This is a genomic window from Alphaproteobacteria bacterium, from assembly GCA_024244705.1.
GTDB lineage: Bacteria > Pseudomonadota > Alphaproteobacteria > JAAEOK01 > JAAEOK01 > JAAEOK01.
In genome coordinates, this window is the sequence record JAAEOK010000053.1 from 1 (window position 1) to 26062 (window position 26062).

23 protein-coding genes and 1 pseudogene are annotated in these 26062 nt (G+C 62.6%); 10 read left to right on the forward strand and 14 right to left on the reverse strand.

The features are described from left to right. Window positions 1-176 precede the first annotated feature (176 nt). The 3 genes from GY791_09085 to GY791_09095 form a co-directional block, all read right to left on the reverse strand. A complete protein-coding gene (locus tag GY791_09085; protein MCP4328574.1) occupies window positions 177-614 on the reverse strand; it encodes a hypothetical protein in 438 nt (145 codons plus the stop codon). A 139-nt stretch (window positions 615-753) separates the two neighbouring features. Next, the gene (locus tag GY791_09090; GenBank protein ID MCP4328575.1) at window positions 754-1215 is read right to left on the reverse strand and encodes a GFA family protein; all 462 of its coding nucleotides are present in this window, start codon (window positions 1213-1215) and stop codon (window positions 754-756) included. 169 nt (window positions 1216-1384) lie between these two features. After that, window positions 1385-1804 carry an aromatic-ring-hydroxylating dioxygenase subunit beta gene (locus tag GY791_09095; protein MCP4328576.1) on the reverse strand — a complete coding sequence of 140 codons (420 nt, stop codon included), beginning with the start codon at window positions 1802-1804 and terminating at the stop codon, window positions 1385-1387. 149 nt (window positions 1805-1953) lie between these two features. Here GY791_09095 and typA point away from each other — a divergent pair, with 149 nt between their 5' ends. Next, window positions 1954-3789 carry a translational GTPase TypA gene (gene typA, locus GY791_09100; protein MCP4328577.1) on the forward strand — a complete coding sequence of 612 codons (1836 nt, stop codon included), beginning with the start codon at window positions 1954-1956 and terminating at the stop codon, window positions 3787-3789. A gap of 154 nt (window positions 3790-3943) precedes the next feature. After that, a complete protein-coding gene (locus GY791_09105; protein MCP4328578.1) occupies window positions 3944-4804 on the forward strand; it encodes a DUF4396 domain-containing protein in 861 nt (286 codons plus the stop codon). A 45-nt stretch (window positions 4805-4849) separates the two neighbouring features. Here the strand turns inward: GY791_09105 and GY791_09110 are convergent, their stop codons facing one another. The 8 genes and pseudogenes from GY791_09110 to GY791_09145 all read right to left on the reverse strand — a co-directional run bounded on the left by GY791_09110 (window position 4850) and on the right by GY791_09145 (window position 14429). Continuing rightward, entirely contained in the window at window positions 4850-5272 is a 423-nt protein-coding gene (locus tag GY791_09110) for a nuclear transport factor 2 family protein (GenBank protein ID MCP4328579.1), read from the reverse strand. Window positions 5273-5309: 37 nt separating this feature from the next. Next, the gene (locus tag GY791_09115) at window positions 5310-6662 is read right to left on the reverse strand and encodes a glutamine synthetase (protein MCP4328580.1); all 1353 of its coding nucleotides are present in this window, start codon (window positions 6660-6662) and stop codon (window positions 5310-5312) included. Window positions 6663-6819: 157 nt separating this feature from the next. Beyond that, window positions 6820-7809 carry an Ldh family oxidoreductase gene (locus GY791_09120; GenBank protein MCP4328581.1) on the reverse strand — a complete coding sequence of 330 codons (990 nt, stop codon included), beginning with the start codon at window positions 7807-7809 and terminating at the stop codon, window positions 6820-6822. A 44-nt stretch (window positions 7810-7853) separates the two neighbouring features. Next, the gene (locus GY791_09125; GenBank protein ID MCP4328582.1) at window positions 7854-8516 is read right to left on the reverse strand and encodes a DUF3726 domain-containing protein; all 663 of its coding nucleotides are present in this window, start codon (window positions 8514-8516) and stop codon (window positions 7854-7856) included. Beyond that, window positions 8513-10180 (reverse strand): hypothetical protein, encoded by a 1668-nt coding sequence (locus GY791_09130; protein MCP4328583.1) that lies wholly within the window; start codon window positions 10178-10180, stop codon window positions 8513-8515. Before GY791_09130 ends, GY791_09125 begins: the two co-directional genes overlap by 4 nt. A 143-nt stretch (window positions 10181-10323) precedes the next feature. Then, window positions 10324-11900 (reverse strand): annotated as a pseudogene (locus GY791_09135) (BCCT family transporter). Between the two features lie 49 nt (window positions 11901-11949). After that, on the reverse strand, window positions 11950-12981 hold the full coding sequence (locus GY791_09140) for a membrane dipeptidase (GenBank protein ID MCP4328584.1): 1032 nt from the start codon (window positions 12979-12981) through the stop codon (window positions 11950-11952). Continuing rightward, the gene (locus GY791_09145; protein MCP4328585.1) at window positions 12978-14429 is read right to left on the reverse strand and encodes an aldehyde dehydrogenase family protein; all 1452 of its coding nucleotides are present in this window, start codon (window positions 14427-14429) and stop codon (window positions 12978-12980) included. The genes GY791_09140 and GY791_09145 overlap by 4 nt, the downstream gene beginning before the upstream one ends. Before the next feature lie 118 nt (window positions 14430-14547). On the opposite strand from GY791_09145, the gene GY791_09150 reads away from it, so the two are divergent. Both GY791_09150 and GY791_09155 read left to right on the forward strand, forming a co-directional pair. Next, the gene (locus tag GY791_09150; GenBank protein ID MCP4328586.1) at window positions 14548-15426 is read left to right on the forward strand and encodes a LysR family transcriptional regulator; all 879 of its coding nucleotides are present in this window, start codon (window positions 14548-14550) and stop codon (window positions 15424-15426) included. Window positions 15427-15530: 104 nt separating this feature from the next. After that, window positions 15531-16259 (forward strand): Crp/Fnr family transcriptional regulator, encoded by a 729-nt coding sequence (locus GY791_09155; GenBank protein MCP4328587.1) that lies wholly within the window; start codon window positions 15531-15533, stop codon window positions 16257-16259. Window positions 16260-16331: 72 nt separating this feature from the next. Here the strand turns inward: GY791_09155 and GY791_09160 are convergent, their stop codons facing one another. Further along, window positions 16332-16910 (reverse strand): carboxymuconolactone decarboxylase family protein, encoded by a 579-nt coding sequence (locus tag GY791_09160; GenBank protein MCP4328588.1) that lies wholly within the window; start codon window positions 16908-16910, stop codon window positions 16332-16334. A 194-nt stretch (window positions 16911-17104) separates the two neighbouring features. Here GY791_09160 and GY791_09165 point away from each other — a divergent pair, with 194 nt between their 5' ends. After that, entirely contained in the window at window positions 17105-17809 is a 705-nt protein-coding gene (locus GY791_09165; GenBank protein ID MCP4328589.1) for a flavodoxin family protein, read from the forward strand. A 19-nt stretch (window positions 17810-17828) separates the two neighbouring features. Here GY791_09165 and GY791_09170 read toward each other — a convergent pair whose 3' ends face one another. Together GY791_09170 and GY791_09175 are read right to left on the reverse strand one after the other, a co-directional pair. Further along, entirely contained in the window at window positions 17829-18233 is a 405-nt protein-coding gene (locus tag GY791_09170) for a hypothetical protein (protein ID MCP4328590.1), read from the reverse strand. 104 nt (window positions 18234-18337) lie between these two features. After that, entirely contained in the window at window positions 18338-19576 is a 1239-nt protein-coding gene (locus GY791_09175; GenBank protein ID MCP4328591.1) for a DUF1116 domain-containing protein, read from the reverse strand. Window positions 19577-19973: 397 nt separating this feature from the next. Here GY791_09175 and GY791_09180 point away from each other — a divergent pair, with 397 nt between their 5' ends. The 5 genes from GY791_09180 to GY791_09200 all read left to right on the forward strand — a co-directional run bounded on the left by GY791_09180 (window position 19974) and on the right by GY791_09200 (window position 25863). After that, the gene (locus tag GY791_09180; GenBank protein ID MCP4328592.1) at window positions 19974-20606 is read left to right on the forward strand and encodes a TetR/AcrR family transcriptional regulator; all 633 of its coding nucleotides are present in this window, start codon (window positions 19974-19976) and stop codon (window positions 20604-20606) included. A gap of 296 nt (window positions 20607-20902) precedes the next feature. Then, window positions 20903-22339 carry a type III glutamate--ammonia ligase gene (gene glnT / locus GY791_09185; protein MCP4328593.1) on the forward strand — a complete coding sequence of 479 codons (1437 nt, stop codon included), beginning with the start codon at window positions 20903-20905 and terminating at the stop codon, window positions 22337-22339. A 14-nt stretch (window positions 22340-22353) separates the two neighbouring features. Next, window positions 22354-23334: a hypothetical protein gene (locus tag GY791_09190; GenBank protein MCP4328594.1), complete on the forward strand. Its 981-nt coding sequence runs from the start codon at window positions 22354-22356 to the stop codon at window positions 23332-23334. A gap of 39 nt (window positions 23335-23373) precedes the next feature. Then, on the forward strand, window positions 23374-24990 hold the full coding sequence (locus GY791_09195) for an APC family permease (GenBank protein MCP4328595.1): 1617 nt from the start codon (window positions 23374-23376) through the stop codon (window positions 24988-24990). A 93-nt stretch (window positions 24991-25083) separates the two neighbouring features. Next, window positions 25084-25863 (forward strand): hypothetical protein, encoded by a 780-nt coding sequence (locus tag GY791_09200; protein ID MCP4328596.1) that lies wholly within the window; start codon window positions 25084-25086, stop codon window positions 25861-25863. Window positions 25864-26062: the final 199 nt, after the last annotated feature.

Below are 26062 nucleotides of genomic sequence, written 5' to 3' on the forward strand. Positions count from 1 at the left end.
AAATCGCATCTGGATGGGAAAACGAAACAACTCTATCCTCGTACATGGCGTATCCTTCCTTCTTGGAAATCGGCGACCTCAACATCGCCAGGATACGCCGCCTCTACATCACGCCATCACCAAGATTCGGTTATAGCTCGCCGGGCGAACGGGAAATCTCAACCAGAGAGAATTCTTCAGGCTGACTGCGGCCAGACAAATTCCGGGCGAAGCCCTTCGCATACGGGACGCCCGTCATCGGGCGCCGGGGCACCGCTGGCCGGATCATAGAAGGCATGATAGGTCGCCGGCAGGCTATCCGGATCAAAACCCATCAGGTTCGGCACGATCGCTCGGATGCGACCTTGTTTGTCGTCGAGCATGATCGGTGTGCCACAGGTTGCGCAGGTGCATAGTTCCAATGGCCCGTCCGGGTTTTGGTCATTGAACGGCTGACGGTTCAAGCCGTCGGAATTGTCGACGGCCAGGTCGCCGTGATTGAAAAAAACGACATGCGTCGTGTCCTGCCCGGTAACACGCTTACAGACAGAGCAGTGGCAGGTATGGTTGTCGATCGGCTCGTTGTCAGCGTGGCTGTGTATATGATCACACCCGCCAGCATATTTATGCGTCATGTCTCCCTCCTTGCCAATTCTTCGAACGGATCCTCCCTCGAGGATCCTGACAGTACCCGGTCTTGCTCGTTCACACTATACGACGGCCGCTTGCGATGGCGAAATTTTGTGCGCACCGTACCGGTCCCGTTGGCCGACCTCACTTCGTCTCGAGGACCCGGGCATAGGACCGCGCGGCGTTCTCCGGGCTGACCTCGCCGTGGAGCGGGATGTCGCCCGCCAGGGCGAACCAGCCCGGCCGCTGGTCATACCAGACGACCTCGCTCGGCGGGTAGGCGTCGGGATCGTCGAGCGTCGCCGCCGCCACGTAGAGCGTGGGCTCGACCGCCTCGAAGGCCGGGTCGCGGCCATAGGTCAGGGTCGTCCCGCAGCGCTCGCAGAAACCCCGGAGCACGCCTTCGGACGAGGCGTGGACCCGCGGCGCACCGGAGAGGAACCGCACCCGGTCCGGCGGGAACCCGACCCAGACGATATAGGGCGTTCCGGCGGCCCGGGCGCAGTCGCGACAGCAACAGCCGGCAGACCAGATGGCCGCTCCGGATACCGCATAGCGCATGGCGCCGCACTGGCAGCCACCGGAATGTTCGTCGGCTCCCGTCATTCGAATTTCTCCCTCTGTCATCGCCGCGCGCGGTCGGTGCCGCCCATACACACTATCACTGAAAGCACCCGTTTCGGCCCCGCTTGCGGGAATGGCGATCGATTCGATACCGGGACCTTCCGCCGCCATGCGCCATCGGCGCTGGCCGGTTGCGGCGCCCCGCTCGGCGCTAAAGAATGATCGTCACCCGACCGTGGGGGCGCAGCGCATCGTGGTCGAGGATCGCCCGCCGGCGAAGGTAGCGGAGTTCCCCGCCGTCGCGTTTGAGGACATGGTGGTAGGCGCCGACGAAGGTATCGACGAGACCCTTGCGCGCCTGGGTGACGAGAAAATTCGCCTTGACCTCGATCAGGCCGTCGCCGGTCGCCGCGGCCTGGACGTTGGAGACGAAGTGCCGGGTCTTCGACTGCGGGCTCTCGGAATAGGCGTGGACGCTCTTCAGCCGGGTGACCCGTCCGCTCAGGATCTGCAGATCGTCGGCGACGATGAACAAATCCTCGCCGCTGCGGGCGGCGGCGACGTCGGTGGCCACCGGCCGGCGGCACAATCGCTTTGACGGCGGCCCGGATGCCGTCCACCATATCGTCAAGCCGTTCGGTTTCCGCGAGCTACTGGCTCGCCTGCGCTATGGTCCGTCGGCGCGGGTGGAAATCGCCATCGATTGTTCCCATATCCCTGACGGCGGCGGCCGGAGCGATCCGGCGGCGCCTTTTGTTTGGCTTAGGTTCGAGTTGTCCCATGGAATTGCGCAACATCGCGATCATCGCCCATGTCGATCATGGCAAGACGACGCTGGTCGATTGCATGCTGCGGCAAAGCGGCACCTTCCGCGACAACCAGCAGGTCGCCGAGCGGGCACTCGATTCGAACGATCTGGAGCGCGAGCGGGGCATCACCATCCTGGCGAAATGCACCTCGATCGTGTGGCGGGGCGTGCGCATCAACATCGTCGACACGCCGGGCCATGCAGATTTCGGCGGCGAAGTGGAGCGCGTCCTCAGCATGGTGGACGGCATCGTGGTGCTGGTCGATGCCGCCGAAGGGCCCATGCCGCAGACGAAGTTCGTGCTCGGCAAGGTACTCAAGCTGGGGCTCAAGCCGATCGTTCTGATCAATAAGGTCGACCGGCCCGACCAGCGCGCCCACGCCGTCCACGACGAAGTGTTCGACCTGTTCTCGGTACTCGACGCGACCGACGAGCAGCTCGACTTTCCGACCCTGTTCGCCTCGGCCAAGCAGGGTTGGGCGGCGGCCGAGCCGAGGGACGCGGGCGACGGCATGGAGCCGCTCTTCGAGCTGATCTGCCGTCACGTGCCGCCGCCGCAAGCCGATGACGGCGGGCCGTTCGCGATGCTGGCGACGACGCTCGAGGCCGACCCCTTTCTCGGCCGGCTGCTGACCGGCAAAATCAGCTCGGGCACGCTGCGGACCAATATGACGGTCAAGGCCTTGGCCCGCGACGGCGCGGTGATCGAGCACACCCGTATCACCAAGCTTCTGGCGTTCCGCGGCCTCGAGCGCGTAGCCGTCGACCATGCCCGGGCCGGCGATATCGTGGCGGTGGCGGGAATGCAGCGGGCCACGGTCGCCGACACGATCTGCGATCCGACGGTGACCGACGCGATTGCCGCTCAGCCGATCGATCCCTCGACGCTGGCGATGACCTTCTCGATCAACGATTCGCCGCTCGGCGGGCAGGAGGGCAACAAAGTCACCTCGCGCATGATCTGGGATCGTTTGCGGCGCGAGGCCGAGGGCAACGTGGCGATCCGCGTCAGCGAAACCGGTCAGAAGAACGTATTCGAGGTGGCCGGCCGCGGTGAGCTGCAGCTGTCGGTGCTGATCGAACAGATGCGCCGCGAAGGCTACGAGCTTTCAATCAGCCGCCCGCGGGTCCTGTTCCGGGTCAACCCGGAAACCGGCCGGCGCGAGGAGCCCATCGAAGAAGTGGTGATCGACGTCGATGAGGAGCATTCCGGCGCAGTGGTCGAAAAGCTGAGCCAGCGCAAGGGCGAACTCACCCTGTTGCGGCCTTCGGGGGGCGGCAAGCAGCGGCTCGAATTCCTGGTGCCGTCGCGCGCGCTGATCGGCTATCACGGCGAGTTCATGACCGATACCCGCGGGACCGGCGTGATGAACCGCCTGTTCCATTCCTACGCCCCCTACAAGGGAGCGATCGCGACCCGTCACAACGGCGTGCTGGTCTCGATCGCCGCCGGCAAGTCGGTGCCCTACGCGTTGTGGAGCCTGGAGGAACGGGGCCCGATGTTCATCGGCGCCGGTGAAAAGGTTTACCCCGGGATGATCATCGGCAAGCACACCCGAGGCCGCGATATCGACGTCAACCCGCTCAAGACCAAGCAGTTGACGAATATTCGCGCCTCGGGGACCGACGAGGCAGTGGTTCTAACGCCGCCCATCCGCATGACATTGGAGAAGGCGATCGCCTATATCGCCGAAGACGAATTGGTCGAGGTCACACCCCGGTCCATCCGGTTGCGAAAACGCAATCTCGATCCGGTCCAGCGCAAACGCGAAGCGAGGCGCGCCGAGGCTGTCGAGAGCGTGGTTTAGCCATCGGCCGGTCAACCAGCCGGTCCCCGTCCCATTCCGATTCGGAAACTACGCGACCCACAGGATCCGTAGTAGGGTGGACCACCGGTTCCAGATGGCGGATGTGTGACCACGGTACCGGAGCCAGGTTTGTGCAAGCGTGAGGTGAGCCAAAATGCTCGGCGGTGCAATGTTGGTCTGGTTCGGCCTCACGGCCGCGAGCCTGATTTTCGTCATCTGGGATTCGGTGACCAACGGCGTTACCAGCTGGGTGCAAAGACTGGCTTGGATATTGGTCACCGCATATACCGGACCCGTAGGTGCCTTCTTTTATCTGCTCGGATGCCGGCGACCATTTCCGGGTGGCCATGACCGCTTCACGAAGCCGATCTGGAAGCAAAGCCTGAACAGCGAGATGCACTGTCTCGCCGGCGACGCCACCGGCATCCTTTTGGCGGCCTCCGTGGTCCCGGCGCTTGGGCTCAGCAACGGTTGGGACGCGATCGTCGAGTACCTCGCCGGTTTCGTGTGCGGTCTGTTCGTCTTCCAGGCGTTGATGATGCTCGCCATGTACAACGGCGATTATTTGTTGGCGGTGCGCAAGACGTTGTTCGCCGAGACTGTGTCGATGAATTTCGTGATGGCGGGAATGATCCCGACCATGGTCGTCCTCGAGTCGATTTGGCAGGGTTCGGACAGTCCCCTGACGGCGACCTTCTGGTTTCGTATGTGCCTGGCGTCGATTGTCGGCGGCGCCTTCGCCTATCCGATCAATTATTGGCTGGTCAAGAACCATCTCAAGCACGGCTGCATGACCCTGCCCAACGCCGACGGTCCGGCGCCCGGCTTGGGCCATGCATCACCCGAGCCCGCCGACGGGGAACAAATGGCCGGTCACGGCGGTCACGCCATGGCGATGAAGAGCCTGTCGATGCGCGAGGCCGCGTTCTGGGTGCTGGTATCGTTCGCCGTGCTCTTGATCGCCCTACTGGTCACCGACCTGTGGGTTCCGATCCGCTTCGCCGTCACCGGCTGAGAAGTGGGCGGGACTCGTACCGTGGCGGAGCGCCTGCGGTAGCCGTCAGTCGGTCGAGAAGCCTTTGTTTTCCGGCGTCTCGCCTTCGGACCAGCTGTGCTGCCACATGTGGTGCTCGTAGACCATCTCGCCGCGGAGGAAGAACAACTCGGCGCCGCGCTCACGCATCACCTTTCCGGTCTCCGGGTTGGTGTAGCGGCTCTCCCAGGTGCCGGCGATGCAGTCGCCGTGATGACCGCGATAGGTCTTGTTGATGTGCAGATCCTTGGCATAGGCGAACCAGGCCGCGGGCCAGTTTCGCAACGCTTCGCCCCGATGGGCCTGCCCCTGGCCGTAATAGACGACGGCGTCATCGGTGTAGGCGGCGGCGGCGGCCCGACCGTCGCGGGCCTGCCAGACCTTTTCGACCTCGCGGACAAAGGCAACGGGATCGACCGTCAAAGTGGCGTCATCTTCGTCGGCACTCATACTCACAACCTCCGTGATTTCCGGCAATCCGAGCCGGTCAAATATCGAGCAACAGCAGTCGCCGCTCGACATCCGTGACCTTGGTGTCGAAGGCGCCGGCGGTTTGCCGCCCGAAATTGGCGTAGTGCGCCTGGACATCCGCCGTAAACGCCGCCGCCACCACCTCGGAATCGGCGAAGGCGGCGGTCGCTTCCACAAGATCGGCGGGGATCGGCGCCCCGCTGTCCTGGGCATAGGCATTGCCGTCCTGCGGTGCGTCCTCGAGCGCCAGTTTTTGCTCGATCCCGCTGATGCCTGCCGCAAGCATGGCGGCATAAGCCAGATAGGGATTGACGTCGGCGCCCGGTATCCGGTTCTCGATCCGCTTCGCCGTACCTCGGCCGATGACCCTGAGGGCGACGGTTCGGTTGTCGATTGCCCACCCCAAACGGGCCGGGGCGAAGGTGTTGGGTATCAGGCGCTTGTATGAATTCGTCGTCGGCGCGAAGAGGAGGAAAAAGTCGCGCCCATATTTGAGGATGCCGGCGACGAACGAGCGCATGGTCTCGCTCATGCTGCCGTCGCCGTCGTCAAACGCCGAGGCGCCGGATCCATCGAGCATCGACATGTGCACATGGCAGCTGCTGCCGCCCAAATCATGGCTCACTTTGGCCATGAAGGTCGCGACCAGGCCCTGTTGCAAAGCGATCTCCTTGGCCGCGGTCTTGAGCAGCATGTGGGCGTCGGCCGCCGCCAATGCGTCGTCGTACCGCAGGTTGACCTCCATCTGACCCGGCGAGTATTCGGCCTTGACCAACTCGACCAGGACATCAGACTGCGCCAGGGCGCCACGCAGGGTCTGGGCGAAGTCTTCGTCCTCGGAGGTGCGCATCACGGTTTCCGGATGCATGGCGTGGTGGCGCGGCCGAATATTGACGAAGCCCTTTTCATGCAAGGAATCGGGGCTTTCGCGAAGCAAGAAGAACTCGAGCTCCGAGGCGCACTTGGGATGGAGCCCCAAGGCCTCGCAACGGTCCAGCTGGCGCCGCAGCATGACCCGCGGCGACACGTCGACCGCTTCTCCCTCGAGCGACCGGGCATCGGCGAGGACCAGCGCGGTGCGCGGATGCCATCCGCAAGACCGCAACGTCGATAGGATGGGAACAGAGATCATATCCGGGTAGCCGGTATCCCAACCGGTGAACCGATAGCCCGGATCGAGCGCATGGTCCTGGCCCCAGCCGAGAACCACCGAGCAGGTGCCGACGCCGTCCTTCCCAACCTCGAGAAAGTGGCGTCCCGACAGACGCTTGCCATAGAGGCGGCCTTGCATGTCCGTATCGGCAACGACGACGGTGTCGATCTCTCCCGACTCGATCTGCGCTGTGAGGTCATCCAACGAAAGGGACATGGTCGCGTTCCATGGAAAACTCTTGGCTCGGTGAGGTCAGGATAGTCATCGCCCGCCGAGGCGTGAAGAGACATTCGCGACCTATGTTCGGCAACCGCGGACGCGTTCGGCCGCGCCGCTCATGCCGAACGCGGCGGAGATTCCATGGCAGCGTCGATCAGAGCAGCGCTTCGATCTTGCTCCTGGTCGCAGGATCAACCGCGATGCCCTTGCGATCGGACCGCCGCCGCGCCGCCTTGCGGCCCTGACCCTGAAGCCGGACTCCGGGCTGGTCGGTGATCGCTTGAACCAGTTCCGCGATGGTCGACGCGAAGCCGTCCCCGGCGAACGCCGCGGGGTCGATGGCGATAAAGAACTGTCCGGTCCGCGGCGGCCCGCCTTTCGTCCCCGAGAACGGGCTGGCGTTGATGTCGAGTGTCGCGCCCGAGAGGGCAGCCGCCATGATCTCGACGAACAGCGCCATGCCGACGCCCTTGTAGCCGCCGGCCGGGCTCATCGATCCCTGCAGGGCCAGATCGGGATCCGTGGTCGGAAACCCATCCGGCCCGAGCGCCCATCCCTCGGGGATCGGACGGCCGTCCCGCGCGTGTTTCATGATCTCGCTCTTGGCGACGACGCTGGCGCTTTGGTCGATGAGGATGACCGATCCGTCCTCGCCATCGGGGACCGCGACCGAGATCGGGTTGGTGCCGACGACGGGGCTGCGGCCATTGACCGGTGCGATCGACGCCGGCGCATTGGTGAAGCCGATGCCGAGCAGGCCGGCCGTGGCGAGGCGTTCGGTGTGATAGCCGAGGACGCCGCAATTATACGAATTGCGGATGCCGAGCCCGGCGATGCCGTTTTCACGCGCCGCCTCGATAAGCGCCGGGAACCCCAACTCTATGGCGGGATGGGCGAACCCGGTCTGCGCGTCGACGATCAGGCTGCCCGGGCTTTGCCGATGGAGCTCGGGTACGGCACGGCCGTCGACCTTGCCGCACCTGACATGCTCGCAGTAGGTCGCCAGATACATCAGGCCGTGACTGGGGATTCCGTCCCGCTCGGAGGTCGCGACCGCCCGTGCCAGCGGCGCCGCGTTCGATTCGAGCGTCCCCGACTCGATCAGCGCCGCGAGCGCCAACGCCTCGATCTCGGCAACACTCATTTGGATCTGGTCGCCCACGGCTTCGCCCCCGTTTTCTGTTGAAATCAGTCGTTATCCGTCGTCCCGGCACCGGCGCCACGGATTCGCGATTCGGTGCTCGCCGGCACATAGGTTCGGGCCGCCAAGCGTTTCAGCCGGGCCCAATCCTCCGGCGCCATCTCGATACTGTCCGCCAGCGCCGACGACGAGCGTGCATCGGGATCGTCCGGCAAACATTCGACCACGACATTCTCCGCCCGATCGGTCTCGATCGCGCTCGTGTCCCCGGTTTCGACCCGGAGACCGCCGGCGCGGCATTGAATGACAACGCCGGGCCAGCGGACCTCGAACACAGTGTCTGTCGACCGGGCCGCGCGGCCGAGAAACGCACAAAGCAGGGCGGGGTACGCCACCGACGACAGGGTTAGCGGGCGCCCCGGCGCCAGGTCGCGCGCGCGATCGCTCAATGCGGCGCCGGCGATCACCGGACAGATATCCCGCGACCGGGCCGACCATTCGGCTCCTGAAATTTTCGGCGCCACCTCAGCGTAGGGCACGCCATCGTAGCGTTCCAGGTGACGGGCAATGAGGGCCCCGCCGGGCCATCCGCGGACGGCCAGCCAGCGCATCGCTTTGCCGGCGTCTTCGGCCAGGCCCCAGGTCAGCCCGGCACCGCGCGACGCGCGCCGGGTCAGCGCCTCGAGTTCGTTGACCGAGCACGCGATCATCGCGCGGCCGCCATCGGATAGGCCCAATCGTCTGCCGCGACGCGATCGATTTCATCGGGAAAGGGCGCGTCCTGGTACATCGTGATGCGGACCCAGCGGTCGGATCGGGGGTCGAATTTGGTGGCGCCGAAGAAGGACAGCTTGCACCGCAACAGGTCGATGGCGCGCAGATCGGCGCTGATCACATTGTCGCGGATTTCGGCATAAGGGTGCGCGCCGACGATCTGGGCGCGCCGCGCCAAATGCCGGTATTGGGGATGGGCGAGCAGGAACGCGGCCAGCTTTTCGTTCCGGTCGAAGGCGCCGAGCGCGTCGTGGAAACGCCGCATGTCGCGTGCAATCGCCAACGGCTCCTCGAGTTCGCTGCCAGCTTCCAGGTCCCGTTCGCCGAGGCGCGGCTCGAGCTTTTCTTCGGAGACATACCAGAACCGGGCGCTCTCGTGAGGCAGGTCGAAGTCGATCGACAGGGCCCAGGCATAGTCGTGCGCGACGAGCGACTTCATTTCGCCGACGCTGATCGAGCCGCCGATCGGAAACGCTGCCTCCTCGTCGACGCTCATCCGCACCGTCAGATCGTCGACCAGATCGGCGTGGGGTTCGATGAGCAGTGTCACGGTCATCTCCTGTCCCTCCAGGGACAGGTTCTCCTCGGCCCAGCGATAGAGCGAATCCCAGGGCTGTACGGCCGACAAGGCGCCGGCATCGACATGGGCCGCGAGGGCCGTGAGATCGGCCTGCAGGGCGATGATTCGGTCGGCCTGCCGCGCGTCGCCGGTCTGCCACTCTTCGGCCAGATGGCGCGCGCGCGCAAGGGTTGCCGTGAAGACGGCGGTCGCGTCATTCGTCGCTTCGACGAGGGACCGAACGCGCGCCAGAGCGGTCTCGCGAGCCTCGATCCAACTGTTGATCAGCGTCGGATGATTGACCAGGAAGGGCGCCATGCCGAGGCCGGTCGAGTTGCCGACGCCGAGGCGGCGGCGGATGGCCGGGTCGAGCGCGACCGCCTGCGACCCGCCGCGTTCGCGCGCTATATGCTCGGCGAGATCGACAGTGAAGTTGCGGATCAGCCAAACCGTCAGCATCTCGGCGCGAAACGGGCCTGCCACTTCGGGCCGCGCGGCGATAACATCGCGATCGGCAATACCGAATTTGCCGTTTCCGTAGACGGCGGTGGTTCGCATCAAATAGCCGACCGCCTCGACCTGTTCCACATCCGGCTGCCTCCCCTCGGCGAGCCGCGACACGACATGCTCGAACAGCCTGACGCTCTTGTTGGCCCGCGACAGCACGAGCTCGCTCGAGAGATAGCGTCCGGCTTCCTGCTTGGGCACGTTATGAGCCAGCCGTTCGATATCGGCTTCGCTGGGTATGCCGTCGAACAAGGCGTAGGTGGAATCCCAGGCCTCGGCGATGACGCGGTCGGTGCGCAGCTCGGGGGGGAGTTCGTGCCCATAGGCGATTAGGCTGTAGACATGGTGGGGCGCTTGCGCCGTATACACCGCGACCCCGACGCCGTTTTCGTCGATCCGCCATACCGGCCGCTCGAAGCGCCAGCGTTCGCGCTTGACCCGGCGCATCAAGGCACGCATGAAGCTGAGCCGGGTCTGGTGGAAGCTACCCAACCGATCGAGCCGCATGACGAGCGATGGATCGCGCAATTGGATTTTGGCCTCATGGCCGGCATTTTCGTTCATAAGCACCTCAAGAGGTCGACGAGCCGAATTGTAGACCGCTTCGATGGGAGAGTCCGGGCGGATCGGAGAGACGGCCGCCGGCAGCCGCCTCTCCGCCCGAAGCGTTGTGCCGGCTAGGCGGCGCTGGGTGCCGCCAGCCTGGCCTCCTTGCCCGACGCCAGCGTGATCCGCAGCGCGTCCCAAAGCGACGGCAACAGGATCAGCGATACCGGCACCGCGGTCACCACGATGAACGATTGCAGCTTCGAGACCCGGCCGAGCCGACGGAGATCAATATCAACGCCATCGCGCCCATCGCCACGCCCCAGAACACACGCACCGGGGTCGACGGGTTGTCGGAGCTCGACATGGCCACGGCGATGACATAGGTCATCGAGTCGCCGGTGGTCGCCACAAACACCGTGGTCAGGATCAGGAACAGGATCGAGATCAGGAACCCGGCCGGCAGCCCCTGTGTGATGGCGAGCAGTGCGGCGGGCAAATTGAAGCCCTCGAAAGCGGCGGAGATGGTGCCGGGATCGGCGAGTTCCAGTGCCAAGCCCGTGCCGCCGACGATGGTAGACCAGAAATTGGTCACGATCGGAGCGACGATCGAAAGCATGATGACGATCGCACGGATCGAGCGGCCGCGGGAAACGCGCGCAATGAACATCGCCATCAGCGGCCCATAGCCGAGGAACCAGCCCCAGAAGAAGACAGTCCACCAGCCGAGCCATCCGGGTTCGCCGAACAGCCCCGAATCGCCGCGATAAAGCGCCATTCCGAAGAAGTTGGACACATAGGTGCCAAGACCGCCGAAGAAGCCATCGAAGATAAACAGGGTTGGCCCTGCGACCAGCATGAAGGCGAGCAGGGCGAAGCCGAGGATGATATTGAAACGGCTCAAGAACTGGATGCCCTTGTTGATGCCGGTGATCGCCGAAATCGTGTAAATGGCGACGAGACCGGCGATGACGAGGGCTTGAGTGGTAAAGCCGTCGGGAACACTGAACAGGGCATTGAGGCCGTAGCTGACCTGAAGGCCGAGGAAACCGATCGGCCCGACCGTGCCGGCCACCACCGCGATGATGCAGGCCGCATCGGCGACTCAGCCAATCGGCCCGTTGATCGCCCGGTCGCCAAATACCGGATAGAGCAACGTGCGCGGCGCCAGCGGCAGACCCTTGTCGTAGTGGTAATGCATCAGCATGACCGTGGTCAGGCTGCCGAGAATCGCCCACGCCAGGAAGCCCCAATGCATGAAGGATTGCGCCAGCGCCGGATAGGCCGCCTCGGCGGTCTGGCCTTCAATGCCGAAATAGGGTGGCGCCGATACGAAATGCGCCATCGGTTCGCCGGCGGCCCAGAACACGCCGCCACCGGCCAACAAGGTGCACATGATCATCGAGCCCCATTGGAAAACCGTAAACTCGGGCTTTGCAAGGCCGCCGAGAACGGCCTTCCCGCCGGGTAGGGCCGCAATCAGCAGGCCGATGAGGAATGTCGCCAGCAACAAGAACTGCCAGTAAAGGCCGAAGTATTTCGCCGACCAGGCAAAGCCCGCGTCGACGATCGCCTGGAGGGTGTCGAGGTCGGCCAGGGCGAGAAGGCAGAAGAGAGCGATAAACCCACCGGTCATCGCAAAAATGGGGATTTTGACGCCGTCAAATCCACTGGCCCGTGTTCCCGGACCTGCCGGTATGTCTGTCATGTTGAAGTCTCCCTTTCGAGTATTGCCCGCGTGACGTCACACGTGACGGTCAGGCGTTCGACTCTGCGGCCAGCTTTTCTTTCGGAACGAAGTTGCGGTCGAAGAACGTCAGCCAATTTTCTCCCAGGACCTTCGCGGCCTCTTGTTCGGAAAAGCCGGTGTCGCGCAATCCGCGCGCGATGTTGGAAAAGTCGCGATTGTCCCGGAACCATTCCGGTTGGGGCGGAAATCCGGCGTTGGCCTTGGATCCTTCGCCATAATCGATGTCCTTGGTCCAGCGGCCCGTGCGCATCCATTCGACCACGCTGTCGGGATGGCCCTGGCACAGGTCGGAGCCGATGCCGAGCTGGTCGACACCGACAATCTCGGCGGTTCGCGCGGCCATTTCGCAGAATTCTTCAAGCGTGCAATCGGTGGCGCCTTTCAGGTGGTGGGGATAGAGCGAGAGGCCGAGCATTCCGCCCGACGCCGACAGCGCCTTCAGAATCGCGTCCGATTTATTGCGCCGGGCCGGGTGCCAGAACGCCGGATTGGCATGGGTGATCGCGATCGGGCGCTCCGAGATCTCGATCGCCTCGAGGGTCGAGCGCTCGGCCGAATGCGACATGTCGACGACCAGCCCGACGCGATTCATCTCTTTGATCGCCTCGCGCCCCATGCGCGTGATTCCCGGGTCCTCGACTTCGTAGCAGCCGGTCGCCAGCAAGGATTGGTTGTTGTAGCTGAGCTGCATAAAGCGCGCACCGAGAGCGTGCACGATCTCGATCAGGCCGATATCGTCCTCGATCGAGCTGCAATTCTGGAAGCCAAAAAAGATCGCCGTGCGGCCGCTCCGTCGCGCTTCGTGAACATCGCTCGCCCAGCGCCCCGGCATGATCAGGTCGGGGTGCCGCTCGAACAACCGGTTCCACGATTCGATATTGGTTACCGTTTCGCGAAACAATTCGTGATAGCTGATCGTGACGTGGACGGCATCGACGCCGCCCTCGCGCATTTGCCGAAAGATCGTCTCCGACCAATTACAGTATTGCAGGCCGTCGATGACGATCGGGCGGTCGGGTGATGTGTCGGACGCCGTCATGCCGGCACACCCGCACTGACATAGGACGTCTTGACGGTGGTGTAGAATTCGGCCGCGTAGCGGCCCTGTTCTCGCGGACCGAAGCTCGAATCACCGCGCCCGCCGAAGGGGACGTGGTAGTCGGTTCCCGCCGTCGGCAGATTGACCATGACGCAGCCGGTCTTCGAGTTGCGCCGGAAATGGCTGGCCCGCGCCAGCGATGAGGTGACGATGCCGGAGGTCAACCCGAAGCTGGTATCGTTGGCGGCGGCCAGCGCCTCTTCGTAGGCACCGACCTTGATGACGCAGGCGATCGGCGCAAACATCTCCTCCCGATTGACGCGCTGGTCATTGCGGGTGCCGGCGAACAGGGCCGGCGCCATGTAGTAGCCGTCGCTCTCGAACTCGAGCCGCTCGCCGCCGAGAATATGCTCGGCGCCCTCGTCGATCGCGAGCCGCACGTATCCGAGGTTCGCTTCGAGCTGCTCCGCGCTGACCACCGGCCCGATCTGCGTGCCCTCGGCCAGCGCGTGGCCGACCCGGAGCGCGCGGACCGCCGCCGCCAGCTTCTCGACGAAGGCGTCATGCACTGTTTCGTGTACGATCAGTCTCGACGATGCGGTGCATTTCTGGCCGGTCCCGCCATAGGCGCCGTTGGCGGCGCACTGCACGGCGATATCGATGTCGGCGTCGTCCATCACCACCAGCGGGTTCTTGGAGCCCATCTCGAGTTGCACCTTGGTCATGTTGGCGATCGCGGAGGCCGCGATACCGCGGCCGACAGCGACCGAACCGGTAAACGAGATGGCGTCGATCAAGGGGCTCTCGATCAGGCGCTGGCCGATCTCCCGGCCGGACCCCATGACCAGATTGAAAAGTCCGTCCGGCAGGCCCTGGCGCGAGATGATCTCGCTCAACGCCCAGGCCGAGGCGGGGGTCAGGTTCGCGGGCTTCCACGCGACCGCGTTGCCGAAGGCGAGGGCCGGCGCGATTTTCCATGCCGCGGTGGCGACCGGGAAATTCCACGGCGAGATGATGGCGACGACGCCGACGGGTTCGCGGCGAACGTCAATCTCGATGCCGTCACGTACCGAATCGGCCGTATCGCCGATTTGCCGCAGCACCTCGGCGGCGAAATAGGTGAAGAACTGCCCCGCCCGAAATACCTCTCCAACGCCCTCGGCGCGCGGCTTGCCTTCCTCTCGCGACAGCAGCTCGCCAAGTTCGGCGCGGCGGCCCTTGAGCTCCTCGCCGATCGCCATGAGCGCGGCGTAGCGATTCTCCAGGCCGCTCTTGGCCCAGGTCGCCTGCGCCTCGCGCGCAGCGGCGAGCGCGTGCTCGAGCTGTTCGCCGGTCGCCTGGGCGTAATGGCCGATGACATCTGACCGATCGGACGGGCTGCGATTCTCGATCGCGCCGTCGGACCCGGCCCAATCGCCGGCGATATAGTTCCTGAAAATGTTCGACACCCGACCTCACTCGGTATCTTGCGCGCTGTCACCGCGGCCATCGTGGCCATGGCCGCGGTTTTTGACAAACTGAAATTATTTGATCATATTTCAATATTTCTGAAATAGCGGTGAAGTCATGGTTGTCAGGGTCGAAGCGTTGCGCACCTTCGTCACCGTCGCCGAGGCCGGCAACATAACCGACGCCGCCGACCGGCTCGGGCGCACGCCGTCGGCGGTCTCGATGACTTTGAAGCGATTGGAGGAACATCTCGGACGGCCGCTATTCGAAGGCGACCGCAAGTCACGCCTGACCGGTCTCGGCGCCTATGTGCTCGATCAAGCGCGGCGCGAGGTCGAACAGTTTACCCAGACCGTCCGGTCGATAGAGAGCTACGCGCGCAACGAAATGGGCCAAATTTCGGTGGCCTGCGTGCCGTCCTTCGCGACGCTTGTCCTACCGCTTGCGCTTCAGACTTATCTCGCCCGCTGGCCCGGCATCGAGGTCGATATCCGGGACATGGACTCGCGGACCGTGCGCCGTTTCGTCGACCAGGGCCGGGTCGACATTGGCATTGCGACGGTCCCGGGGCGCCAGGTCGGATTGAACGTCTCGCCGCTGATGATCGACGCCTTCGGCGTCGTGTGCCCGGTCGGCCATCCGCTGACCAACCTGGATCGACCGCTCTCCTGGGCCGACCTCGATGGACATTCTTTGATCGCGAATGGCATCTGTGCGTTGATCGAGGCCCCGGAATTTCAGGCGGTCCTGGGCCGATCGCGACTGATGGTGCGCAATACGACGTCGATCTTGGCTCTCGTCGCGGCGGGTGTCGGGATCACCGTTCTGCCCCGTCTTGCCGTGCCGCTGGACACCGACAAGGCGTGCTTTCTGCCGTTGCGATACGCCGATGTGCGCCGCCCACTTCACATCCTGACACGGTCGAATAGCGCACTGACTCCGGCCTCCGAAGCCTTCATCGATACGCTCATGGAATCGGTCCCGCCGAACGGCTAGGAATCGAGCACGGCCGCATCACACGCGGTCGCTATCCGGCACCAGGGTGCTCGTTGTGCTATGGTGAACGGAGGGAGTTCGAAACCGTTACGACATGATTGGCCATGAGCACGGTGAGCAACAATCTTGACGGTATCAGGTGCCTGGAGGCGTTGCCGCAAAACGTAAGGGATGTGGTTGCCCGGTCATGCGCTTGGCGGACCTACGGCGCCGGCGAGATCGTCGTCGGCGAGTCCGATGGGACGACGGACGTCTTCTTTATCGTTGGTGGAACGGTCCGGGTCGTCATCTATTCGGAGGAGGGCAAGGAGGTCATTTTTCGCGACCTCCCCGCCGGCAGCATATTTGGCGAGCTGTCCGCGATCGATGATCAACCCCGGTCGGCATCGGTTGTCGCGGTCATCGAATCGCACTTGGCGTCGATCACGTCACGGCAGTTCTGGCAACTCGCCGCCGAACATCCGGAGTTTACCGCGGCCATCCTTCGGCACTTGACCGCGAACATCCGCTCGCTGACCGAACGCGTGTTCGAATTCAGCACGTTGGCGGTTCGAAACCGGATTCATGCCGAACTCCTCCGACTGGCGCTCGAGGGTAATATCGAAGGGGGCGCGGCGGTGGTTGCCCCGGCGCCGACCCACGCCGATATCGCGAGCCGGGTCAGCACCCACCGCGAGGCGGTCACCCGCGAGCTGTCCAGCCTGGCCCGGAACGGCGTGATCCGTCGGGAGCGGGGTCGTATCGTCGTCCCCGACATTCGCCTGCTGCACAAGATGGTCGCGGATGTTCTCGGCGATGACGTCAAATTTGTCGACGAGGGCGGCGATCCGTGACGCCTGCCGCCGCGAATTGCGGATCTAGTCCGAGGCGGTCATAGACGTCATGCGCTCGCGGAATGGTTTCAGTCAATCCTCGGTCCGCGGTTTGATGGTCGGCTTGTGCCACACCAGTTTCTGCACCTCGGCGTCGAGCGGCGTGCCCGCGATCGAGTTGGTGTAATTGCTGAGCACCTTGGTCGCGATTCCCAACACCACTTCGAGCGCCTGTTGCGGTTCCCAGCCGGCGTCGAAGAACGCCGCCAAATCGCTCTCGGCGATCTTGCCCTTGGTCCGAATCACCGCCTGGCTGTACACGCGGAGGGCCTCCAGCTTCGGATCGCCAAGCCGGCCGCCGGCGCGCAGCGCGGCGACGTCTTCGGGATCCATCTTGGCCTGCCTGGAAAGCAGGGTGTGCCACGGGACACAATAATCGCACTCGTTTTCGAAGTTGGCGGTCTGATAGACGACCTGCCGCTCGACCGGCGAAAACGACGTTTCGTCGAACAGGTCCCACAGCGCGCCATAGCCTTTGAGAAGGGGCGGGGCCAGCGCCATGGTTCCCTCCAGATTGGGAATCATGCCGAACTCCTCGCGCGTCGCGGTCAGTTGTTCGAGCGCGGCGTCCGGCGCGTTGCTTTCATCGTGGATGGGAAATCGATCGGCCATGGCTCACTTCCTCTTTCATGTACGCGGTGGTGTCCCGAATTCCGGATCGACTGCACCGGGCTGACGATCGTACTCAAATGACCGGCCACAACCGGCCCCTACCATAATATTGATTGATCGATTAATTAGATCAATGCCAAGGGCGGCGGTCGGAGGACAGACCGGCCCGGTCACGGATGGAGGTTACGGAATCTATGAGCGACAAGATCCCCGATTGGTCGAGCGACGACGGCCGCAAGCGCGTACTGATCCTGAGTTCGACGCCGCGCGTCGAGGGCAATTCGCAGCGTCTCGCCGAGGCGACGCGCGACGGCGCCCTGGAAGCGGGCCACGAGGTCCATTTGGTCCGTCTCGTCGATCATCAACGGGAGATGCTCCGCGATTGCCGCAAATGCAGAACTGCCGACGGCCAATGTAGCATCGAGGACGGTCACCGGCGGATATTCCTCGATCTTTTCCTGACCGCCGATACCGTCGTCTACGCCACGCCGATCTGGTGGTACGGCATATCCGCGCAGCTCAAGGCGTTTCTCGATCGCACGTTCTGCTATGTCGCGGCCTCCTATCCGGATGCCGAACGGGTCGCGGCAGCGATTCCGGGAAAGCGCGCGGCGCTCCTGCTCAGCGCCGAGGAGAGCAATTTCGCCGCCCGCCTCGGGATCACCACGCAGATGAGCGAGATGTGCCGTTACCTCCACCATGATTTCGTCGGTATCGTGGTTGGGATCGGCAATTCGCGGTCCGAGGTCGGCGACGATCCGGGCGACCCGCTCGAATCGGCGCGCGCCCTGGGTGCGCGCCTTTTCGATATCCGCCAGACCGATTACCAATTGGACACCGCTCGCTCGCCCCGCGTGTGGGATGGCAACAACGATCCGTTCCCGGCGCAGTGGCGATAACGTTGGCCGAATTATCCGGCTATTCGAGCTTGATCCGACGGGTCAGGCGCAGGCGCATGGGCTGGGCGGCGTCAATCCGAGGCGTCGCGACGATCATAAAAACGTCCCGGTCGACATTGGCGTCGAGCGTCGCCGAGACCGCGAATTCCACGTCTTGAGCTTGGCCCCAGGTCGGCTCCGGGTCGCCGGCGTAGTGGGTGACGGTCATGTCGCCGGTGAGCCGGTAGTCCTCGATGGTATAGGCGCCGGCGATGAAATGGCGGTCGTCGCCTCCCAGAATGCGCCCGGCCTCGAAAAAATCCCCGAAGGCGCGCTGTGCCTGGAAAAACATGATGCCGACCGGCGCCCCGGTGACGCCTTCGGGCGGCAGAATTTCCGCCGACCACAACGATTGAAGCAACGTTCTTTTCTTGCTACCGAACACCAGCCCAATCCAGCCAAATTGCCGTGCGCCGGGGCGAACATGTTCGCACCGAAACGGGTCAAAGGTACGCCCGGACGGCGGCGATGGCGACCAACGATTTGCTCCTAGACGGCCCCGTATTTGGCAATATAGGCGGCCTTGGCCGCGGTGAAGCACGGCATCGAGGCGCGCACCACGCCGGCGCCGATCTGACCGCCGTCGCGGCCGGCGACACCGATGTCCATGGCGGGGAGGATGCCGGTCTCGATGACGCGGAAGATATCGATGCCGGTCGGCGTGCCCCGATAGCCCAGGGCGGGGATCTGGTAGTCGGGGTTCTCGCCCAGCGTGATTTCGTAGAGTTCCCGATTGCGCTCGATCATCGCCTCGGCCGATCCGCCTTGATAGCGCTGCAGCGGAAACGCCGCTGCTTGCGCGAAACCGCCGAGACCGATGGTTTCGGTAATCGTGCTTTCGCCCCCCATCCAGGTGATCTCGTCTTCGCTGTGGCCGTCGAAGAGCTTGGCTTGGACCTCGGCATGTGGACCGATGAACCAGGTGTCCCCGAGACCACTCACGCGAATCGCGAAATTTCGGCAATTGAAGGCCATGGCCGTGACCATCGACGAGCCGTCGACGCCGCGGGCGGCGTCTGCGGTCGCTTTCGCCGCCGCCATCGAGAGGCGCAGGAAGAAATAGTGGTCTTCGGTCAGGGCGGCGATCGTCTGCTGCACCTGTTCGCGCTGGCGGTCGGCGATGTCGATCATGAAGGGTACGATCTCGCGGAAGAAAATCAGCGCGGCGGCCGTGCTCCGGCTGTGCAACTCGTCGCCCATATGGAGCGCGCGTTTCATAATCGGCTTCAGCGGAATTCCACCGGCCCGCCGGATCGCGTCGCCGACGATCCGCGCGACGACGTCGTTGACGAACAACAGCCGCTCGCGCACGCCGTCGTCGTAAACGCCATAATTCAAGCGACGCGGGTTTGTGCCTTCGTACATGTTGCAGAAGCCGCTATTGCCGTGCGCCGCATTGGTGACGACGAAGACCGGCATCGATGCCGTATAGATGCCGGCGAGCGATCCGACGGCGCTATAATCATGGCACCCGCCGACGACGATATCACCATCGTCCAGTCGTCGTATCGCCCCGTCCCGGTCGGCGGCCAAGCCTTCGAATAGGGCGCCGCCGATGATCGCTTCGCGTTGCCCGCCGTCATAGTCGGGCCACGGCATCGGTGGGCCCGAGGTCAGCACCGTCGTTTTGGTCATTCCGGGCAGGACATCGATCGCCGGCCTGACATCGGTCAGAACCGGATCCGCCGCGCAGAGCCGGGTCCAGGCTTCGCGATTGGCGTCTTCCATCAAGGCGCTGGTTTCGGCCACGCTGTCCCTCCCTGCTATCAATTAATCGATTAATCAATTATGATCGAAAGCAAATCCGCGGTGCAAGGGCCGCGCGCAGGGCGGATTGGTCGACGCGGACGGATGGAGCCGATGTCGGAACCGATAACGATCGAGTTAGAGTGTCGACGAACGGCGCGTTATGGGAAAATGTGGACATCAAGGCACCTTCGGCTATTTTCGATAAGGTGGCACCAGGCAGGATCAATTGAGCGAACATGCGGGAACGGCGGATTGGCCCGCAACAGTCGCATCGAATCGCCCAGGTGAGGAGCCCGATTAATTGACCCCCCGCATCAAAAAATCAGGTCGTCCCCGACCGCGGACCAAGGGCCGTCCCGACGGCGAGGTTCATCGCATGCCACCGCTCGGCCGCGAGGCTCAATTGAAGGCCGCCGCACTCGACTTGTTCGCCGAGCGAAACTTTGCATCCGTCACGATCAAGGACATCGCGCGGGCGACGGGCGTCAATACGGCGCTGATCTACTACTACTTCGAAAGCAAGGACGATCTGTTTCGCGCGGTCATAGAAAACGCGGTCGACCAAGCGTTTGAGAACTTCCGCAAACTTCGCGAGCGGCATGAAAATCCGGCCGAGATCATCGACGACTGGCTCAACAACCATGTCCAACTCTTCGAACCGATCCACAAGCTGGTCAAAGTCAGTCTCGACTATTCCGGTACCCGTGACCGGATCGCTTCGATCGACCGATCGATTCGCCAGTTCTACGAGGAGGAATCCCGCATGCTGTCGAATTGCATTCGTCAGGGTATCGCGGAAGGACGATTCCGGCCCGTCGATGCCGAGCAACTGGCGTTGTTCATTTCGACCTATTTGGATGGGGTCATGGTGCGCTCGGTCATATTGCCCGATTTGGATCTGGAAACGGTCGTTGATTATCTGCGCCAGCAGGTGTGGAGCATCCTCGGCTACGAATACGACATCGGCAACCGATCGAAGGCGCCGTCGCCCTCTGCTTCGACGGGGTAATCCCACCCTCGCGTATCGGGGTCACAGGCAGCGTCGGGGGTTCTCGATCCATGGCACTAATTGACCGATTAATTAATTTAGGGCAGAATGCCTGAATGCGAATAAGAATGGTTCCATGTCGGCATTGGATCCGGCGCGGACGCTAGGCAACCGGTCGCCCGACTTCGGGCGGGATCGATCGGAGCGACAGGGGGAGGCGAGGTTATCCTTTCCGCAATTTGGAATTTGCGATGCCGCGACGGGCGAGCAAAAGAAACAACCGTCGTCTGCGTGCATAGCGGCAAAGAGGACACAATATGGCGCCAAGAGCGAAATCGAGCCGGCACAAAACAGCCACCCGCAAGGCGACGACGCCGACTCGCGACAGCCTCGAGAAATCTGGCGTCAAATACTGTTTTTCGTCCTATGTCGACGCCCACGGCGTGGCCAAGGGGAAAGCGGTTCCGATCGATCATTTCGACCGCATGATGCGCGGTTCGGAGCTGTTCACCGGCGCCGCCCTCGACGGCCTCGGCCAGGGACCCCACGACGACGAACTCGCGGTTCACCCGGACCCGGGCGCAGTCGTCCAATTGCCGTGGCGACCGGAAGTGGCGTGGGCGCCGGGGTTCCTCAAATACCACGACGAGCCGTGGCCGATGTGTTCGCGTACGGTGTTGCAGCGTCAGATCGACCGCGCCGCGGCGCTCGGCTTGCAATTCAATCTCGGTATTGAATGCGAGGTCTATATCGTGCGCCGAAACGGCCGCGAGATCGAGCCCAACAACCCCTTCGACGATATTGCCAAGGCCGCCTACGACGTCCAGCTCACGCTTGAGAATTACGACTTTCTCAACGAATGCGTGAGCGCCATGAATGCGCTCGGCTGGGAGGTCCATTCGTTCGACCACGAAGACGCCAACGGCCAGTTCGAGTTCGATTTCGCCTATGCCGACGTGATGACCATGGCCGACCGGTTCGTGCTGTGGCGCCTGATGATGAAGGAGATCGCCCGCAAGTATGGCTGGGAGGCGACCTTCATGCCCAAGCCGTACGCCAATCGCACCGGCAGCGGGGCTCATTTCAACATGTCGCTGTCGAGCACCAAGACCGGCCGCAATATCAGCGGTGACGCCAAGGACCCAAGGGGTTGTGGGCTCTCGAAAATCGCCTACCAATTCCTCGGCGGCATCAAGAAGCATGCCGAAGCGATCGTCGCGGTCACCTGCCCGACGGTGAATTCCTACAAACGCCTGATCAAGACCGGGTCGATGACCGGCTACACCTGGGCGCCGGTATTCATCTCCTACGGCGGCAACAACCGGACCCATATGCTTCGCGTGCCCAAGCTGCGTCCCCAGGTTGAAGGCAAGGCATCGCCCAATTCGTCCACCTATCTATCGGCGGCGCGCTGGGAATGCCGTGCCGTCGATCCTTGCGTCAATCCATACCAGGGCGCGGCAATGATGCTGGCGGCCGGCCTCGATGGCATCGAGAACGCATTGGATCCGGGGGATCCGATCGATGTCAACATGTACGAGTTGAGCGACCGGGAGCTTGCCAAGCGCGGCGTCAAGTTGCTGCCGGCAACCCTGCTCCACTCTGTCCAGGCCTTCGCCGCCGACCCGATGAGCCGGCAAGTCATGGGCGACGATTTGTATGATTCCTTTGTCGATCTAAAGACCGCGGAGTGGTGGGACTACCACAACCATGTCTCCGATTGGGAAATCGACAACTACCTCACAAAGTACTGAGGCGGGACCGCACCATGTTCTGGAAGAAGAAGAAAACCGAAACCGGCGACAAGGTTGTGATCTTCTTCGCTTCCGACCTTCACGGATCCAATGTCTGTTTCAAGAAATTCGTAAATGGCGCCAAGTTTTATGGCGCCAACGTCTTGGTGATGGGCGGTGACCTCACCGGCAAGGCGGTGATCCCGGTTTGCGAGCAGGCGGATCGCTCGTATCTGGCTTTTCAGACCGGCTCGACGATCACGCTCAACGGCCAGGAAGAGGTTGACGATTTCATCAAGAGCAACGGCAACAAGGGGTTCTATCCGCAGATCATGACGGAAGCGGAATTCCAGGCGCTCAAATCCGATCCGGACGCCCAGGACGAGTTGTTCAAGAATCTCGTCTGCGACCGCGTCCGAGAGTGGTGCGATTATGCCGGTCAGCTTTTGGCGGATACCGATATTCCGCTGATCACGGCGCCGGGCAACGATGATTTTTTCGAGATCGACGAGGTTCTCAACGACTCGCCGCACGTTCAATATCATGAAATGGAGGTCACCGAGCTGCACCGTTACGAGATGCTGCATTGCGGCGGATCGACCAAGACGCCCTGGGACACCGAGCGCGAGTTCACCGAGGAAGAATACCAGGCAAAGTTCGAGGAGCTGATTCCCCAGGTCAAGGATATGGCCGGTTGCATTTTCAACGTGCATGTGCCGCCCCACGGCACGGTCCTCGACCAATGCCCGAAGCTTGATGACAACCTGCAGGTCGTTTTCGATATGGGCAATCCGGTCAGCATGCACGCCGGCAGCTCGACACTGACCGAGACAATCAAACAGCATCAGCCCTTGCTTGGCCTTCACGGCCACATCCACGAAGGCCGCGGCAATATCAAGATCGGGAATACGGTCTGCGTTAATCCCGGCAGTGTCTACCCCGAGGGAATTCTTCAGGGTGTTCTAACCACATTGCAGGGCGGCGAAGTCCGCAGCGTTCAACTCACCCAAGGCTAGATTGGGAACGCACCCGCCCAGAGCAAAGGGAGACGTTCGATGAGTATTACGGATTCTGGCGGTGAACAGAGAATCTTTCTCCGCAAGGCTTCCGGCCTAATACGAACTGCGGGAGGCCTGGATACCTTTATCTACAACCTTGGGCTCGTAAGTGTTGGCCTCGGCGTCGCCAGCATCATGTTCTACGGCCCGGCCTATTACCCGGGTGGGAACCTTCTGTGGGCGTGCCTGTTGGCCGGCGTGTGCATGGCGCTTATCGCCTTCGGGTTCATAACTTGGACCGTAACCCTGCCGCGTTCGGGCGGCATCTATGTCTTCGGCTCGCGCATCCTGCCGCCGTCGCTGGCCCTTACCATGAGCTTGGTGGAAATCACCGCATGGCTCTTCTATTGCGCCATCGCCGCCTATTGGATCGTGTTGCTGGGTCTGTCGCCCGCGCTCACGCTCGTCGGCTATTTGACTGGGAGCGACGGTTTCGTCGCCGCCGGCGCGTGGGTCATCGAACCGTGGCCAATGTTCTTGATCGGCTCGGCCATCTTGATCCTGTCGGGGATCATCCTGTCCGCCGGCATGAAGTTCTACCTGATGACCCAGAAGATTGTCTTCACCACGGCGCTGCTCGGTTCTTTGCTGCTGATCGTTGTTCTGCTCAGTGGTTCAAACGCGGAATTCATCGTCAACTTCAACGAACTCATGGGACCGATCCTGGGCGTTGAAAACCCCTATCAGGCGGTCATCGCGTCGGGGCGGGAAAACGGGTGGAGCTGGGATGGCGAAACCGACTGGGTGCAAACCTGGCTGGTCTCGAACTGGCCGTTCCTGCCGCTGGTCGGCGCCGCGTTTTCGATCGCCATCGGCGGCGAGATCAAGTCCGTTGAGCGATCGCAGACCTATGGCATGCTGGGCGCCGTCTTCGGCGCGGTGGTCATCTGGCTGATCACGATTTCGTTGTGCAACTCGGTGTTCGGCTACGAGTTCCTGGGAACCGCCGCGTTCAATTTGCTTGAAGGCGTCGGTGTCCAGACCGATCCGACGATCACCTTGTTGGCGGGCGTGCTCACCGGTTCACCGCTGATCTGCATCCTGGTTTCCATCGGCTTCATGTTCTGGATGTGGATGTGGATCCCCGGCATGCACACCTTTGGCGTGCGCGCCATCGTTGCCTGGTCCTTCGACCGCGTGGCGCCGGCGCCGTGGGGCAAGATATCGCCGACCCGGCACACGCCGATCGTCGCCATCGTATTCACCATGTGCCTCAACATCATCTTCATGGCGCTGTTCGTGTTCTCGTCGTTTTTCTCGGCCATCGTGATCCTGATCGAGGCGGCGGTGCTGGCCTGGAGCGTGGTGCTCGGGGCGGGGATCTTCTTCCCCTACATGCGGCCTCAGATCTACGAGAAATCACCGATCGCAAAGCGGAATATCCTTGGACTGCCGATGATGACGGTGGCATGCACCCTCGGCTTTATCGCCTGTCAGTTCTATTTTTGGACGCTGTGGTCCGATCCGGTCGCCGCCGGGCACGATCCGCAGCAGCTGGCGATCGTCGCCGGAATATTCGTGATCGGATTTGCCTTCTATTTCATCATGAAGGCGATTCGCAAATCGCAGGGCGTAGACGTAACCCTCGCGTTCAAGGAAATCCCCATCGAATAAGACGAGTCTGGGTATCTCCCCGGGAAGGTTCGAGATAGTATCTCGGCCTTCCCGACTTTTTTGTCGAGAGTGGTGCCGGCGATGGAAGGTCTAATGACGGACAAAAATCTTCACCTGGAATTCGTCGACGAGGCGCTGCGTCTCGTTCGTGATGCGGAGGAGCGCGGCATTCAGCTGCGCATCCTGGGGTCGATCGCTTACCGCCTGCAATGCCCCAAGAATCTACATCTTTTCGATGACATGGCGCGGGTGCTGACCGATGTCGATTTCGGCGCCATGAAGCGGCAAAACAATGATATCCGCCAATTCATGATCAGCCAGGGCTATCAGCCCGACGAAGGCGTATACGTCGCCTCCGAGGGCTCTCGCCACATCTACCTGCATCCCGAAACCAAGCTCAATGTCGACGTCTTTGCCGACGAGTTATACTTCTGCCACTGCGTGCCGTTCCGCGGTCGCCTTGGCATCGACACGCCGACAATCTCGACCACCGATCTGTTGCTCGAGAAGATGCAGATCGTCGAGATCAACCTCAAGGATTTCAAGGATACGCTGGTCCTGATGCTCGAGCATCCGCTCGGCAGCGCGGCCGACAGCAACAAGCATATCGATGCCGATTATGTTGTCGATATCATGTCCAAGGACTGGGGCTTCTACTACACGTTCACCACCAATCTCCGGCGCGTACCCGATTACATACCGGAATTTCCCGCGATCACCGAGGACGAGGGCAAGATCATCAGGGCACGGATCGACGACCTGCTGAACTTGATCGAGAGCGCGCCCAAATCATTGAAGTGGAAGGTGCGCGCGAAGGTCGGCACACGGAAATTATGGTACCAGGAAGTGACCGAGAAATCGGACCAGTATTAGATCTCGCCAATGCGCGTGGCTGCGCAACCACTCATGTCGCTCCCTCTACGCAAAGCGGCCGCGTTGTGGGTCAACGCGGCCGCCCTGGTTGTCGTCGAGTGGTGGCAACAAGGGATTAGTTACCGAGGCCGAGAATAGTGCGGCTCCGATCGGTCCCGCAACCTACCCGAACGGGTAGTAAACCTGGCCTGGAAAGCCA

Excerpts from the sequence above, each read along its gene's own strand:
- GY791_09085 (MCP4328574.1), bottom strand. The coding sequence starts at position 614 with ATGACGCATAAATATGCTGGCGGGTGTGATCATATACACAGCCACGCT.
- GY791_09090 (MCP4328575.1), bottom strand. The coding sequence starts at position 1,215 with ATGACGGGAGCCGACGAACATTCCGGTGGCTGCCAGTGCGGCGCCATG.
- typA (MCP4328577.1), top strand. The coding sequence starts at position 1,954 with ATGGAATTGCGCAACATCGCGATCATCGCCCATGTCGATCATGGCAAG.
- GY791_09105 (MCP4328578.1), top strand. The coding sequence starts at position 3,944 with ATGCTCGGCGGTGCAATGTTGGTCTGGTTCGGCCTCACGGCCGCGAGC.
- GY791_09110 (MCP4328579.1), bottom strand. The coding sequence starts at position 5,272 with ATGAGTGCCGACGAAGATGACGCCACTTTGACGGTCGATCCCGTTGCC.
- GY791_09115 (MCP4328580.1), bottom strand. The coding sequence starts at position 6,662 with ATGTCCCTTTCGTTGGATGACCTCACAGCGCAGATCGAGTCGGGAGAG.
- GY791_09120 (MCP4328581.1), bottom strand. The coding sequence starts at position 7,809 with ATGAGTGTTGCCGAGATCGAGGCGTTGGCGCTCGCGGCGCTGATCGAG.
- GY791_09125 (MCP4328582.1), bottom strand. The coding sequence starts at position 8,516 with ATGATCGCGTGCTCGGTCAACGAACTCGAGGCGCTGACCCGGCGCGCG.
- GY791_09140 (MCP4328584.1), bottom strand. The coding sequence starts at position 12,981 with ATGACGGCGTCCGACACATCACCCGACCGCCCGATCGTCATCGACGGC.
- GY791_09150 (MCP4328586.1), top strand. The coding sequence starts at position 14,548 with ATGGTTGTCAGGGTCGAAGCGTTGCGCACCTTCGTCACCGTCGCCGAG.
- GY791_09155 (MCP4328587.1), top strand. The coding sequence starts at position 15,531 with ATGAGCACGGTGAGCAACAATCTTGACGGTATCAGGTGCCTGGAGGCG.
- GY791_09160 (MCP4328588.1), bottom strand. The coding sequence starts at position 16,910 with ATGGCCGATCGATTTCCCATCCACGATGAAAGCAACGCGCCGGACGCC.
- GY791_09165 (MCP4328589.1), top strand. The coding sequence starts at position 17,105 with ATGAGCGACAAGATCCCCGATTGGTCGAGCGACGACGGCCGCAAGCGC.
- GY791_09175 (MCP4328591.1), bottom strand. The coding sequence starts at position 19,576 with ATGGAAGACGCCAATCGCGAAGCCTGGACCCGGCTCTGCGCGGCGGAT.
- GY791_09180 (MCP4328592.1), top strand. The coding sequence starts at position 19,974 with ATGCCACCGCTCGGCCGCGAGGCTCAATTGAAGGCCGCCGCACTCGAC.
- glnT (MCP4328593.1), top strand. The coding sequence starts at position 20,903 with ATGGCGCCAAGAGCGAAATCGAGCCGGCACAAAACAGCCACCCGCAAG.
- GY791_09190 (MCP4328594.1), top strand. The coding sequence starts at position 22,354 with ATGTTCTGGAAGAAGAAGAAAACCGAAACCGGCGACAAGGTTGTGATC.
- GY791_09195 (MCP4328595.1), top strand. The coding sequence starts at position 23,374 with ATGAGTATTACGGATTCTGGCGGTGAACAGAGAATCTTTCTCCGCAAG.
- GY791_09200 (MCP4328596.1), top strand. The coding sequence starts at position 25,084 with ATGACGGACAAAAATCTTCACCTGGAATTCGTCGACGAGGCGCTGCGT.